The following is a 13,645-nucleotide window of genomic DNA, read 5'->3' as shown; positions in this document are numbered from 1 at the left end:
TGCCCGAAACGGGCGGAAGCAGCCCGCCAATGCCAATCGGTTGTTAAACCGGAACCCCGCCATATTCGCGGCTAAGGTCGGCACAGACGCGCCGTACTTTTAAACCGAACTGTTCAATACGGTCATTGGGAATGCGTGCCGCAGGCCCGGACAGCGACAAGGCAGCAATCGGATTGCCGGTTTCGTCACGGACAACTCCGGCAACACAGCGCAACCCAACAGCGTGTTCTTCGTCATCAAGCGCGTAGCCAAGCTGACGGGACCGTTCCAGATCCTTTTTAAGGGCACCTGTGGTTACCAGTGTGCGTTCGGTGATTTTTGGCAGGCCGTGCTTTTCAATCACCGCACTGAGTTCTTCGTCTGGCAGGAACGCCAGCAAGGCCTTTCCCACGCCAGAACAATGCATCAATGCCCGGCGCCCCGGTGTGACAAGTGCGCGCATCATTTTGCGGCACTCGACCTGAGACAGGAAGATCACCTCGCCGCCATCGGCGACGGCAAGATTTACGGTTTCGCCGCTGTCTTCCATCAGGGCCCGCATATAGGGTCGGGCGATCTGGCTCAGATTACGGTTTTTGGTAAAGGAATTGCCAACACTGAATGCCTGCACGCCGACGAACCACAATGTCCGTTCGCCATCAAAGGCGACGTAGCGTTCGTACTGCATCGTGGTCAGCAATCGATGGGCGGTTGATGGGGGCAATTTAACCTGCCCGGCAATTTCGGTCAGCGTCATGCCGTCGTCGCTCTCGGCGAGCGCGTTGAGGATGCTTAATGCCCTGACCAGTGACTGTACCTGCTGCATGCAGCGTAATCTCCCTGAAGTGGCCTTTCGGGACGGGCCCTTATTTTACTTTTAGGTCGTGATGGTATGAAATCAGCCCGATGCTTGCACGGACTTTCGTCGCATCCAGACGAAAGTGGAATAACTGACCAGATAAACAGTTGCGATGCCAAACGCCGCCAGCGTCCCAAGCTCAAGCCCCATAACAGGATAGCCCAGCGACACGGTCAGGATATACACCCACAAAGCCCCCATGCCGCGCGGGAAGTTACGGATCAGGGTATGAACCGGTCCCGCGCCATAGGTGAAATGCAAGATCAGCATGATCGGATACAGCGTCACCGGGAACCCCGACAGTAACCCCGACCAACGCGGGCCGATCCATGCGGCAAGGCCACTAATGATCAAAACAATCAGTGACGCCAGAGCAGCGCGCAACAGCACAACGCTTTTTGTCAGGCGCACACGGTTCAGGATGCTTTCATTTTCGATTTTTCGAAACAGGATGAGGGCAACAAACATCGCCACCAGCAGAATGATCGCCGCCTGCGTCAAGGACATTTCGGTCAGTTGGAACAGCCAGGACACGCCAAGGAAGGCTGCAAAGGCGCATAGCGAACACAGCAATATTTGCGGCAAGACAGGAAGCTGCGTGCAGCGGCGCGACGCCAGAAAATACGCATACAGAAACGATAAGGTCGCGATCAGACCGGGAAAGGCATAGACCGCACTTTTACTGGCAAAATCGATCCCCTGCTCAATCCCGATGAAATACAGCAGGATTGCCGTTCCCAGCGGATATCCAGCCAAGACACCGGCCACACGTGGCCCGGCACGTTCCGCCAGCATCGACAGGCCCAGCACCACGCCAATCGAAACTGCAAGCTTTGCCAAAATCAGCGCCAATCGAAGTTCTCCGCCATTCGCATCAAAAACAATTTATCGATAATCTGCTTATATCGCTATCGCCTTTGCGGGCATTAGACAAGCATGAACCATTTCAGGTGGTTCCCGTTGCAGGGCCGGGACATAAAAAAAACAGGCCCCCAAACAAGGGAGCCTGTTTCACAACGTCGCACATAAAGAGCCCTGAATGCTATTTCACTGGTTTGGGTGCCTGCACAATAACACCGCGCCACCCAAGCCCCTGATATGTTTCATAGCCGGGGGTCAACGCATAGGCGACAAGGGATTTATCCTCAAGAAGGTATGAGCCGATTGCAGGGTCATCGACCTTAAGGTCAAATTTCTCCGTGAGAACGCCCTTATCATCGGAGGCGGCCAATATCCGATTGTGGACATCAATCAACAAAACCCGGGTGCGTTCACGTTCTTCATCATTGAAATTCAATGATTTTACGATCATGGGTGCCTGACTTTCCCAATCAAAAAACACCCCCATAACACCAATAACCTCACCATGTGCGGCACCATTCTTGCGCACAGCCGTCGCATATGTCGGGGTTGCGGCATCGCGGAGTTGACTGTTGCGCGCCACGTCGGCAACCGCATATTGCCCGCCGTCGCGACAACGCAGCGCATCCTGAAACCATTTCTGATCTGAGATATTTACACCTTTGAGGCGATACTCATTCGGGCGTCCGTTGGCGATGATATTGCCATCACGGTCGGCAACCCAAAGATCAAGATAGACGGTGTAGGAATCAAGGATCACGCCCAGTCGTTCAGACGCGCGCGCCGCTATCGCATCATCATGCGCATGCTCACAAACATCGACCACGGCTGCATCCGTTGCCCACCAGCGCACATCACAGGATCGTTCGTACAAATTGCGATCCATCAGTTCGACCGCATAACGCGCAAGATCGGCAAATCGATCCCCGCGCGCGGTTTGTGCTGTCCGCTCAAGATCAAAGGCGAGATCGAGAAACATTTTCTCAAGCTCTTCGGTGATTATGGTGACGCGCTGCGAGATATCCTTGACCTCATTGGCGACAACCCCAAAGCCGCGACCAACATCACCGGCCCGGGCCGCCTCGATCAAGGCGTTGAGTGCCAGCGTTCGTGTTGCGCGCGTAACAGCCTTGATTTCGGTTATTTTTTCGTTGGCCTGCCCGGACATGTCCGTTGCCACCTGCAGAATTCTTTCTGGCATTTAAACCAAGCTCCTCGATGCACACCCGTCTCCTCCAGCTTTTGGCTTGTGTTTATTTTAATCAGCCATTTTTTCTGGTTATTTTATCAGCAGAAAAACTCTTAATGCAGTTATCACCAACCGTAAACAACCGATATGTTCGCCGTCAGATCAGCACCCTATGCGACGTATGGATAGGTGAACGATCCAAACCGCAGAAGTGTTCATGTTCTCTTTGAAAATCGGAACAGACCAAGGGCGACCGAAGACGCCGGTTGGGGCGCCTTGCTTAAACCGCGCCAACCGAAATGAAGTGCGTCACCCCATCCCACAAAAGCTTAAGCCCGGTCACAAAAAGCAGGCCATAGCAAACGCGGTAGAATACCACGACATTGACCTTGTCATGCGCCCAAAGCCCAAGCCATGTGCCAAACAGTGCCACCGGGATCAACAGGGCCGCCGTACCAAGGTTTGAGGCATCAAACTGCCCAAGAAACCAGTACGGGATTAGCTTGACGTAGTTCACAACGATAAAGAACATTACCGTCGTTCCGACAAAGACCGATTTATCCATGCGTTGCGGCAATAAAAACATCGATACGGGTGGCCCGCCTGCATGGGCCACAAAGCTGGTAAAACCAGCCAACCCGCCAAGCACCGTCCCCTTGCCCCATGTCGCGGGCTTGGGCGTGTCGCCGGCATTCTTGCCGCGCAGCCAGTGATCAAGCGTAAAGATGATCGCGATGGCCGCAATGATCAGTTTTACCGCTGCAATGCTCAGATAGCTAAACGACAAGGTTCCAACCAGAATGCCAACCAGGGCGGCAGGGACAAGGATCATCATGTTGCGACGATCCCAGCGTTTCCGATAGGCCCAGACATTGGCGAGATCCATCATGCACAGGATTGGCAACATGATGGCCGCAGCAGCCTGCGGCGATACCGCAAGCGCCATCAAGGGAACGGCCATGACCCCCAACCCGCCGCCAAAGCCGCTTTTTGATACGCCTGCAATCAGAACTGCGGGGATACCAACAGCATAAAAGAACGGGTCGGTGATGAATTCCATGGGGCTTCCTGTTTGGATCGGAGGGATGCAACACCCTGACGGGCATCGCACACTGGGGACGGACGACGGCTTAAACCTCGGTCAGGCGCGGCATCAATTCAACGAAATTACACGGGCGATGACGGATATCGAGTTGATAGTGTAAAATATCATCCCACGCATCCTTACAGGCGCCAGTTGAACCGGGCAGCGCAAACATATACGTCCCGCGGCACACGCCTGCTGTTGCGCGCGATTGAACGGTTGAGGTCCCGATTGTTTTAAACGAAAGCCAACGGAACAATTCGCCAAATCCCGGGATTTCCTTTTCATACAGCCGACGATGGGCTTCGACCGTCACGTCACGGCCGGTCACGCCGGTCCCGCCAGTTGTGATGATCACATCAACATCAGGCGCGTCGCACCAGGCGTCGAGTTGCGCCACAAGACTGTCCTGATCATCGGGCAGGATTTTGCGATCAATGACACAATGCCCCTTCTGCACGATACGTTCGGCAAGAATATCGCCAGATGTATCATTGGATTGGGTACGGGTGTCGCTGACCGTCAGGACGGCAATATTAATCGGTACAAACGCGCGACTTTCATCAATCCCAGCCAAGACCAGTCTCCCTTTTTGCTCGGTGCCCCGCCAACCTAGTACGCCCTGTCGCAAGCGCAAGAAATTTTGCGTATTTGGCCTGAAATCACCAAGACGACGAATCATGAAGAAACAAAAATACACCCATTTCGGTTATATTATTATCAATCTGTCAGATTTCAGGCCACAATCACCAAACTATTTTTCATCACATAAATCGATCAAATATATGTTTAAAAACAGAACTCTAAGCACACGATAATAACAGATAACTTTAAAAAATATCCAGAAATTGGTATTACCAATTATGGACTTCCTTGTCACTGTTCTTGAAGTGCAATATTTTTAGCCGTAAAAAGCGGTAACGAGATACCAATTTAGCGCCAGATAAACGATGCGCCGCACCGAAAACCAGACATTGGCAGGAAACAGAGGACACATCATGAGCGACTTACTTTGGCAACCTGCGAAAGACCGTATCGAAAATGCGAATGTCACCCGCTTCCGCCGCTGGGTGAACGACAAGCATGGGCTCAACCTGCAGAGCGTCACAGCCCTGTATGATTGGTCGGTTGATGACATCGAGGCATTCTGGCCTGCCATTATTGAATATACTGGGCTTAAGGCAGAAAGCTGGGGCGAGCGCATCCTGATTGATGGCGACAAGATGCCCGGCGCACAGTTTTTCCCCGATGCGCGCCTGAATTTTGCTGAAAACCTGCTGGTGCGCGATGACGACAGCGATGCACTGGTGTTCTGGGGCGAAGATAAAGTCAAATCGCGCATGTCCTGGGCCGAGCTCAACATCGCTGTTTCAAAATTCTCGCAAGCTTTGCGCGCCGAGGGTGTTGTCAAAGGCGACCGCGTATGTGGCTATATGCCCAACATGAATGAAACCGTTGTCGCGATGCTTGCAACCGCGACGATTGGTGCGACGTGGTCATCGGCCTCCCCTGACTTTGGCGTACAGGGTGTGGTTGACCGGTTTGGGCAAATCGAACCCGCCATCATGATCACGGTGGATGGCTACCATTATAATGGCAAGCAGCATGACATCCGCGAAAAGGTCCGAGATGTTGTGGACCGCATCGATAGCCTCAAGAAGGTTGTCATTGTTCCTTATGCATTCGATGGCACCAACACCACCGGGATCCGCGGCGGAATTTCCTATGATGATTTCGTTGCACCATTTCGCACTGAGACGATCGTTTTCGAACAGGTCGAATTCAATCATCCGCTATATGTGATGTTTTCATCGGGCACGACCGGTAAACCAAAATGCATTGTGCATGGGACCGGCGGCACGCTTCTTAAACAGGTATCCGAACATGTTCTGCACTGTGATGTAGCGCCCGGTGACCGTGTGTTTTATTTCACCACATGTGGCTGGATGATGTGGAACTGGTTGATGGCAGGACTGGCGGCCGGTGCGACCTTGCTGCTGTATGACGGTTCCCCGTTCTATCCAAGTGGAAACATCCTGTTTGACTATGCCGATGCGGAACGCATGACCCTGTTTGGGACGTCTGCCAAATATATTGATGCACTGGCCAAGGCCGATCTCAAGCCGCGTGAAACCCATGACCTGTCAAGTGTGCGCGCAATGACGTCAACCGGATCGCCATTGGCGCCGGAAAGCTTTGATTATGTCTATCGCGACATTAAAAATGACATTCATCTGGCGTCGATTTCAGGCGGCACAGACATCCTTGGCTGCTTTGTGCTGGCCTCGCCTGTCCTGCCTGTTAAGCGCGGAGTTATTCAAACACGTGCCCTTGGCGTTGCTGTCGATGTTTTTGATGACGACGGCAAACCGGTTCGCAATGAAAAAGGTGAGTTGGTCTGTACCAAACCGTTCCCATCGATGCCGGTTGGTTTCTGGAATGATCCGGATGGATCGCGATATCACAGCGCCTATTTCGATAAATTCGAGAACATCTGGTGTCACGGCGATTATGTCGAACTTGATGATGAGGGCGGCATGGTGATTTACGGCCGATCCGACGCAACCCTGAACCCGGGTGGCGTTCGAATTGGCACCGCCGAGATTTACCGACAGGTGGAAATGCTGCCTGAAATTCAGGAATCGATTGTCATTGGTCAGGAATGGGATAATGACGTTCGAGTGATCCTGTTCGTTGTGCTGCGCGAAAACAACGTGTTGGATACCGCACTTATCGACAAGATCAAGAAGCAGATACGGGCCAACTGTACGCCCCGACACGTCCCCGCCAAGGTCATTGCCGTGGCAGACATTCCACGCACCAAGTCGGGCAAGATAACCGAGCTTGCGGTACGTGATGTGGTCCATGGGAGGCCGGTTAAAAATCAGGAAGCCCTAGCAAACCCGACAGCACTGGAATTATTTTCCAATCTTGGTGAACTGAAAAGCTGAATTTTACCCCTGCCCTAACCGGCGGGGGTTTTCTTTTGCCCCGTGCACATCCCGTCCATCTGGGAAAGATTAGAATGAATGATCACAAACTCCGATTCCGCATCGCAACAGTGTTTATTTTTTAATCATGAACCTGATGTGGCATATTTTTAATCACTGTCGTTAACATTACGAAAAAAAGTTCGTGCATTTTCCTACTTTAGCGAACATTCAACGAATGAATTCATCAAGCGATTGAAAAAACACAATTTTCTACTAATTTACGCGCATCACCTGCCCCTGCTTAAAGCGTCGCTAGGGGGTAAAAACAGCTGATTTTACTGCTTATTTGACAGTATGGGTGGACACTGAAAACTTTTCATACTTGACACATGGCGGCCTAAAATTTCTTATTTTGGCTGTCCGATTAAGTTTTGGACTGATGGATATGCCGAAACGCATATTCAGGGTGGCACAAAAGCTAAAAACAATGCTTTGCTAATAAGGGAGCTCTTTCTTATGAAAATTCAAACGATCCTGGCCGCTGGCGCAATGACTGTTGCAGCCATCGCCGCACAGAACGCACACGCTGGTGCAGTACTGGACGGTATTAAGGCAAAAGGTTTCGTTCAGTGTGGCGTGAACACCGGTCTTCCGGGTTTCTCTGCTGCCAACGCTGAAGGCAAGTGGGAAGGCATCGACGTTGACATTTGCCGTGGTATCGCAGCAGCGTTACTTGGCGATGCCAACAGCGTGCAGTACACCCCGCTGACCGCAGCACAGCGTTTCACGGCTCTGCAGTCTGGTGAAATCGACATCCTGTCGCGTAACACCACTGCAACCACGACCCGTGATGCGAAACTTGGTCTGACTTTTGTCGGCATCAACTACTATGACGGTCAGGGCTTCCTGATCCCGAAAGCTCTTGGCGTTTCGAGCGCGACCGAGCTTGACGGCGCAACCGTCTGTGTTGAGCCAGGTACCACCACCGAGCTGAACCTTGCTGATTACTTCCGTGCAAAAGGCATGAGCTTTGAGCCGGTCGTGATCGAAAACATCAACGAAGCAACTGCAGCCTTCTTCTCAGGTCGTTGCGACGTGTACACCACGGATGCTTCGGGTCTTGCTTCGATCCGCACCACCATGGCTGAAAACCCGGATGACTATATGATCCTTCCGGAAATCATTTCTAAAGAGCCGCTCGGCCCGGTTGTCGCCCAGGGTGACGAACAGTGGTCGGACGTTGCACGTTGGGCATTCCTTGCCATGGTTGAAGCTGAAGAATTCGGCGTCACCATGGAAAATGTTGACGACATGAAAGCGAACAGCACCAACCCGGGTATCCAGCGTCTGCTGGGCGTTTCACCGGGCATGGGTGAAGCTCTTGGTCTTGATGAAGCTTGGGCATACAACATCATCAAGCAGGTTGGTAACTATGGCGAAAGCTATGAGAAAAACGTTACCGCGAAACTTGGTCTTGAGCGTGGTCTGAACGCTCTGTGGACCGATGGTGGCCTGCAGTACGCTTGGCCGGTTCGCTAATTCGCTTAGCAACGGCTAACTAAACCTACGAAGCTCCGCCCCACTGCCTTGACGCATGGGCGGAGCTTTTCGTTAGGTGCCCATTCATTGGATACAATCTACACCTGAGGGTCATATGAGTAAGCCTCAACATGCCCCGGGGGATGTTCGTTCCAAGAGCCTCGTCGATTATCTCAATGACGAGAATGTGCGTGCGGTTTTATATCAGATTATAGCAATCGGCCTTGTTATTCTGGCTGGCTGGTATCTGGTGTCCAACACCCTGTACAATCTTGAAAAACAGAACATCTCTACCGGTTACGGGTTCCTCGATCTTGAAGCATCCTTCGAGATCAGCGAGACAATGATCAACTACAGTGCGCAAAGCGATTACGCGACGGCACTGATTGTCGGTCTTCTCAATACCGTGAAGGTTGCGGTGCTTGGCATCGTCCTTTGCACGATTATTGGAATTATCTTTGGCGTTGCCCGCTTGTCGTCGAACTGGATCGTTCGCAAACTGGCAACTGTTTATGTCGAGACATTCCGTAACATCCCGGTTTTGCTTCAACTTTTCTTCTGGTATGCGCTTATTCCGGCAGCGTTCCCGCATCCGCGCGATGCCTTTGAGCCCCTACCGGGTGTTTTACTGACGTCGCGTGGCATGTATTTGCCTGTTCCCGTGGCTGACAACGCCTATACATTGATGGGCATTGCCGCGATCATTGCGTTTGTGGCCATTTATTTCATCAAGAAATGGGCGACCAAACGTCAGGATGCGACAGGACAACCCTTCCCGATGCTGTTAACAGGCATTGGTATTTTTGTCGGCCTTGTCTTCCTGGCCTATCTTATCGGTGGTGCGCCAACCGAACTTAGCACGCCAGCCCTCAAGGGCTTTAACATTCAGGGTGGATATAACATCTCACCGGAATTCATGGCGGTTTTGATCGGCTTGACGGTTTATACGTCGACTTATGTTGCAGAAGTCGTGCGTTCGGGGATTCAAGCAGTGTCCTCGGGCCAGTGGGAAGCGGCCGACAGCCTTGGCATCAAACGCTCTGTTGCGCTTCGCAAGGTGATCTTGCCACAATCCATGCGTGTTGCGATCCCGCCTCTGACCAACCAGTATCTTAACCTTACCAAAAACAGCTCTTTGGCTGTGGCTGTCGGGTATCCTGATCTGGTTTCCGTTTCCAACACGACCATGAACCAGACAGGTCAGGCGATTGAGGCCATCTCGATCTTCATGTCTGTCTATCTTGGTTTGTCCTTGTTGACCTCGCTTTTTATGAACTGGTTCAACAAGAAAATGGCTCTGGTGGAGAGGTAACATGTCAGAAAAAGCAAAATTACCTCCTCTACCGGTCGGTACATTTACGGAACGTGCTGTAACCTGGTCAAAGAAGAACCTGTTTGACGGCTGGTTCAACACCATCCTGACACTTGGTTCCATTGCCTTTCTGCTTTGGCTAATACCGCCAATCATCGAGTGGGGAATCATCAATGCGACCCTTACTCCGACGATTGAAGGCTGTGCCGAGGCAACAGGTGCGTGCTGGGGGTTTGTCAATGCGAACCTGCGACTGATCCTGTTTGGCACCTACCCGTATGATGAACAATGGCGTCCCTTGCTTGCCATGATCTTGCTGATGGGGATCATTTGCGCCAGCTTGGGCGGTGTTAAATACCCAAGTGTTCGCAAATGGATCATCCCGATGTGGGTGATTGGCGTTCCGATCATTGCCATTTTGATGTGGGGCGGCGTTCTGGGTCTTACCTATGTCCAGAACAGCTATTGGGGTGGCCTTCCGCTCACCCTGATCCTGTCGTCGATTGGTATCGTCTTTGCGTTCCCGTTTGGCCTGTTGCTCGCCCTTGGGCGTCAGTCAAACATGCCCGCACTGAAAACTCTGTCGGTCGTCTATATCGAAGTCATTCGTGGTGTACCGCTGATTACGGTTTTGTTCATGGCGTCCGTGATGTTCCCGCTGTTTTTGCCTGATGGGGTGACCATCGACAAGTTGCTGCGTGCACAGATCGGTATCATCCTGTTTACCGCCGCCTACCTTGCTGAGGTATTCCGTGGTGGTTTGCAGGCGGTACCGCGCGGTCAGTTTGAAGCAGGTGAAAGCCTTGCACTTTCATACTGGCAGTCCATGCGACTGATCATCCTGCCGCAAGCTTTGCGTCTGGTTATACCGCCAACCGTGAACAGCTTTATTTCCATGTTCAAGGACACAACACTGGTCGTCATCATCGGCCTGTTTGATTTCCTTGGTACGGTAAAGCTGGCACTGCGCAGCGACCCGGCCTGGACCAAGTATTACGTCGAAGGTTACACCTTCGCCGCGGCAATCTTCTTCCTGATCTGTTTCTCGATGGCGAAATATTCCGCCTATCTTGAAAAAGAACTTCGCAAAGGCGAACGCAGGTAAGGCGTTGAGGAAAAAACAATGACTGTAGCAACTGAAACCAAAACCGGTGCTGTTCCTCCTCCTTCTTCGGAGGATGTCATCACCGTCACCAAAATGAACAAATGGTACGGCAATTTCCATGTTCTCAAGGATATTGACCTGTCCGTTCGTAAAGGTGAGCGTATCGTTATTTGCGGACCTTCGGGCTCAGGTAAATCAACGCTGATCCGTACGCTGAACCGTCTTGAAGTCTATCAACAAGGCGAAATCACCGTGAACGACATCCTGCTGGGCGATGATGTTAAAAACATCGAAGCCGTGCGCCGGGATGTTTGCATGGTGTTCCAGCACTTCAACCTTTTCCCGCATATGACCGTGTTGGAAAACCTGACGTTGGCACCAATCTGGGTTCGCAAGATGCCCAAGAAAGAAGCCAATGATCTGGCGATGCATTATCTTGAGCGTGTTCGAATTGCCGAACAGGCCCATAAATTCCCCGGTCAACTTTCGGGTGGCCAGCAGCAGCGTGTGGCAATTGCCCGTTCGCTCTGCATGCAGCCGAAAATCATGCTGTTTGATGAGCCGACGTCCGCCCTTGATCCGGAAATGGTCAAGGAAGTGCTCGATGTCATGGTCGAACTGGCCAAAGAAGGCATGACCATGCTGTGTGTGACTCATGAAATGGGCTTTGCCAAGGAGGTCGCTGATCGCGTGATCTTTATGGATGAAGGCCAGATCATCGAAATGGCTGGACCGCACGAGTTCTTTGATAACCCCAAAAGCGAACGGACCAAGCTGTTCCTCAGCCAGATCCTGTCGCATTAAGCGGTTTATCAAGACCCAAAACACATCTGCAAAGCGGCCTCAAACGGGGCCGCTTTGTTTTTTGTGAATTTCTCGCTTGCCCCCTGCCCGCCAATTGCCGAAACTCGCCTCCATCAGCGGCCAAGCCACTTTCAAAGCCGAAGCAAAACCCGGAAGTCATATGACACAGCCAACATCAACAGCACCGATCACGCCTTCTTTCATCACGGTTGATGGCCTTACCAAACGGTTTGGCACCACGTTGGCGCTGGATGGTGTTGATCTGCGTCTGGCAAAGGGTGAGACGCTTGCGATTATCGGGCCGTCAGCGGCGGGTAAAAGCGTTCTGATGAAATGTTTGGTGGGTATTTACGGCCCTGATAGTGGCACCATCGTTCTTGATGGTGATGATGTCAGCAAACCGAATGCGGACAAACGCCCGGAATGGGCATCAAAAATCGGCATGCTGTTTCAGCAAAATGCCCTGTTTGACAGCCTGACGGTTTGGGAAAACATTTGTTTTCGCCAGATTGAGCTTGGCACCATGAACCGCAGCCAAGCAAAGGCGCACGCGATTGACCTTCTGGGGCATGTTGGGCTTGCCGAAGAAAGTGCCACCCTGTCACCCAGCGACCTGTCTGGTGGCATGCAGAAACGTGTGGGCATCGCGCGCGCCATTTCATCGGATCCAGCTGTGTTGTTGCTTGATAACCCGACAGCGGGCCTTGACCCGGTTCTGTCCAATCATATCGAATTGATGATTGCCAAAATAGCCGAGCAACGCGGCACCACTGTTATCTCAATCACCAATGACATGCAGATCGCGCGCCACCGGTATCAGAACCTGATGATGATGCATAATGGCAAGGTCTATTGGTCTGGCCCGACCAGTCGCATTGATGACGCGCACAACGACCATCTGACCCAGATGCTCAAGGGATCGTCACATGGTCCAATCACCATGCGGGCAGGCAAACGCGATGATGGCGTTTACGCCTGATGACGGCGATCAGCTTTAAGATTAGTTGGCGGTATAGACCGATACGTCTGCATCCCGGATAACATCGGACCAAATCGGCCCCGGATGGCGATCGGTAAACAGCGCATCAATTTCCGAAAGATGGCCAAGACGCACCATCGCACGGCGACCGAATTTTGACGCGTCGGTGCACAGGAACGTCTGCCGTGCGTTGGAAATAATTGCCCGCGCAACGCGGACTTCACGGTAGTCAAAATCCATCAGGCTGCCGTCTTCATCGACACCGGAAATCCCGACAATTGCAAAATCAACCTTGAACTGGTTGATGAAATCGATGGTCGCCTCGCCAATCACGCCAAAGTCACGTTGGCGGACAACACCCCCGGCGATGATCACTTCAAATCCCGGATTGGCCGCACAAATTTCGGCGACATGCAGGTTGTTGGTGATGATCTTAAGGCTGGTATGGCCCGACAGGGCATGGGCGACTTCTTCGTTGGTGGTGCCGATATTGATAAACAGCGATGCGCCTTCGGGAATGTGGTCGGCGACCAGTCGGGCGATTTCACGCTTGCTGCCAAGATTAAGAACCTGCCGGTCCGTGTAGGCGGTATTTTCCGTGGTCGAAACGCTGGCAGCCCCTCCGTGATAGCGGGCAATCAGGCCTTCTTCGGCCATTTCGTTGATGTCACGGCGAATGGTCTGCGGGGTGACTGAAAAATGGTCCGCCAGGGTATCAATGGTCATGAAGCTATTGGAAGCCACCAGTTCAAGTATTTCACGGCGGCGACGATCCAATTTACCCATGACGTTCTCCTGTTGTGCGGATTTTCACCTTGGACGGCGAATTTTCATTGACGATCAAAATGCGATCTATCCGCACAAGATGCAACCTTTTCTGATTGCGAAGCATTTGAAGTCAAAAGAATTGGGATCATTGTAATCGAACATATGATGCGATGATCGCATCAGAATACGTCGGTTATTTTGACCTTTCCCTTTGCCATTCCATATGCGGGCAA

12 protein-coding genes are annotated in these 13,645 nt (G+C 52.2%); 6 read left to right on the top strand and 6 right to left on the bottom strand.

Annotation, left to right across the window (positions count from 1 at the left end):
- Positions 1–43: 43 nt before the first annotated feature.
- From COO92_RS04615 to moaB, 5 genes are all read right to left on the bottom strand, one after another.
- The gene (locus COO92_RS04615; protein ID WP_101300309.1) at positions 44–805 is read right to left on the bottom strand and encodes an IclR family transcriptional regulator; all 762 of its coding nucleotides are present in this window, start codon (positions 803–805) and stop codon (positions 44–46) included.
- 72 nt (positions 806–877) lie between these two features.
- Complete coding sequence (locus tag COO92_RS04610) at positions 878–1,690, bottom strand: hypothetical protein (RefSeq protein WP_101300307.1); 813 nt, start codon at positions 1,688–1,690, stop codon at positions 878–880.
- Between the two features lie 190 nt (positions 1,691–1,880).
- Complete coding sequence (locus tag COO92_RS22340; protein WP_101300305.1) at positions 1,881–2,900, bottom strand: methyl-accepting chemotaxis protein; 1,020 nt, start codon at positions 2,898–2,900, stop codon at positions 1,881–1,883.
- 268 nt (positions 2,901–3,168) lie between these two features.
- Positions 3,169–3,948 carry a sulfite exporter TauE/SafE family protein gene (locus COO92_RS04600; protein WP_101300303.1) on the bottom strand — a complete coding sequence of 260 codons (780 nt, stop codon included), beginning with the start codon at positions 3,946–3,948 and terminating at the stop codon, positions 3,169–3,171.
- 70 nt (positions 3,949–4,018) lie between these two features.
- Positions 4,019–4,549 carry a molybdenum cofactor biosynthesis protein B gene (moaB, locus tag COO92_RS04595; protein WP_206186360.1) on the bottom strand — a complete coding sequence of 177 codons (531 nt, stop codon included), beginning with the start codon at positions 4,547–4,549 and terminating at the stop codon, positions 4,019–4,021.
- 421 nt (positions 4,550–4,970) lie between these two features.
- Here moaB and COO92_RS04590 point away from each other — a divergent pair, with 421 nt between their 5' ends.
- The 6 genes from COO92_RS04590 (at position 4,971) to COO92_RS04565 (ending at position 12,644) form a co-directional block, all read left to right on the top strand.
- Positions 4,971–6,923, top strand: a complete 1,953-nt coding sequence (locus COO92_RS04590; RefSeq protein WP_101300301.1) for an acetoacetate--CoA ligase — start codon at positions 4,971–4,973, stop codon at positions 6,921–6,923.
- A gap of 498 nt (positions 6,924–7,421) precedes the next feature.
- On the top strand, positions 7,422–8,444 hold the full coding sequence (locus COO92_RS04585) for an amino acid ABC transporter substrate-binding protein (RefSeq protein ID WP_101300299.1): 1,023 nt from the start codon (positions 7,422–7,424) through the stop codon (positions 8,442–8,444).
- Between the two features lie 115 nt (positions 8,445–8,559).
- Positions 8,560–9,756, top strand: a complete 1,197-nt coding sequence (locus tag COO92_RS04580) for an amino acid ABC transporter permease (protein WP_101300297.1) — start codon at positions 8,560–8,562, stop codon at positions 9,754–9,756.
- 1 nt (position 9,757) lies between these two features.
- Complete coding sequence (locus COO92_RS04575) at positions 9,758–10,861, top strand: amino acid ABC transporter permease (RefSeq protein WP_101300295.1); 1,104 nt, start codon at positions 9,758–9,760, stop codon at positions 10,859–10,861.
- Positions 10,862–10,954: 93 nt separating this feature from the next.
- A complete protein-coding gene (locus COO92_RS04570) occupies positions 10,955–11,665 on the top strand; it encodes an amino acid ABC transporter ATP-binding protein (protein WP_198413558.1) in 711 nt (236 codons plus the stop codon).
- A gap of 160 nt (positions 11,666–11,825) precedes the next feature.
- Complete coding sequence (locus COO92_RS04565; RefSeq protein WP_101300291.1) at positions 11,826–12,644, top strand: ABC transporter ATP-binding protein; 819 nt, start codon at positions 11,826–11,828, stop codon at positions 12,642–12,644.
- A 21-nt stretch (positions 12,645–12,665) separates the two neighbouring features.
- On the opposite strand, the gene COO92_RS04560 is transcribed toward COO92_RS04565, so the two are convergent.
- The gene (locus tag COO92_RS04560; RefSeq protein WP_101300289.1) at positions 12,666–13,430 is read right to left on the bottom strand and encodes a DeoR/GlpR family DNA-binding transcription regulator; all 765 of its coding nucleotides are present in this window, start codon (positions 13,428–13,430) and stop codon (positions 12,666–12,668) included.
- Positions 13,431–13,645: the final 215 nt, after the last annotated feature.

Source organism: Thalassospira lohafexi (assembly GCF_002844275.1).
Classification (GTDB): Bacteria; Pseudomonadota; Alphaproteobacteria; order Rhodospirillales; family Thalassospiraceae; genus Thalassospira; species Thalassospira lohafexi.
Note: the sequence above shows the minus strand (reverse complement) of the source record. Positions and strands in the feature narration are given on the sequence as shown.

Coding starts and splice junctions, on each gene's coding strand:
- COO92_RS04615 (WP_101300309.1), bottom strand. CDS start 805: ATGCAGCAGGTACAGTCACTGGTCAGGGCATTAAGCATCCTCAACGCG.
- COO92_RS22340 (WP_101300305.1), bottom strand. CDS start 2,900: ATGCCAGAAAGAATTCTGCAGGTGGCAACGGACATGTCCGGGCAGGCC.
- COO92_RS04600 (WP_101300303.1), bottom strand. CDS start 3,948: ATGGAATTCATCACCGACCCGTTCTTTTATGCTGTTGGTATCCCCGCA.
- COO92_RS04590 (WP_101300301.1), top strand. CDS start 4,971: ATGAGCGACTTACTTTGGCAACCTGCGAAAGACCGTATCGAAAATGCG.
- COO92_RS04585 (WP_101300299.1), top strand. CDS start 7,422: ATGAAAATTCAAACGATCCTGGCCGCTGGCGCAATGACTGTTGCAGCC.
- COO92_RS04580 (WP_101300297.1), top strand. CDS start 8,560: ATGAGTAAGCCTCAACATGCCCCGGGGGATGTTCGTTCCAAGAGCCTC.
- COO92_RS04575 (WP_101300295.1), top strand. CDS start 9,758: ATGTCAGAAAAAGCAAAATTACCTCCTCTACCGGTCGGTACATTTACG.
- COO92_RS04570 (WP_198413558.1), top strand. CDS start 10,955: ATGAACAAATGGTACGGCAATTTCCATGTTCTCAAGGATATTGACCTG.
- COO92_RS04565 (WP_101300291.1), top strand. CDS start 11,826: ATGACACAGCCAACATCAACAGCACCGATCACGCCTTCTTTCATCACG.
- COO92_RS04560 (WP_101300289.1), bottom strand. CDS start 13,430: ATGGGTAAATTGGATCGTCGCCGCCGTGAAATACTTGAACTGGTGGCT.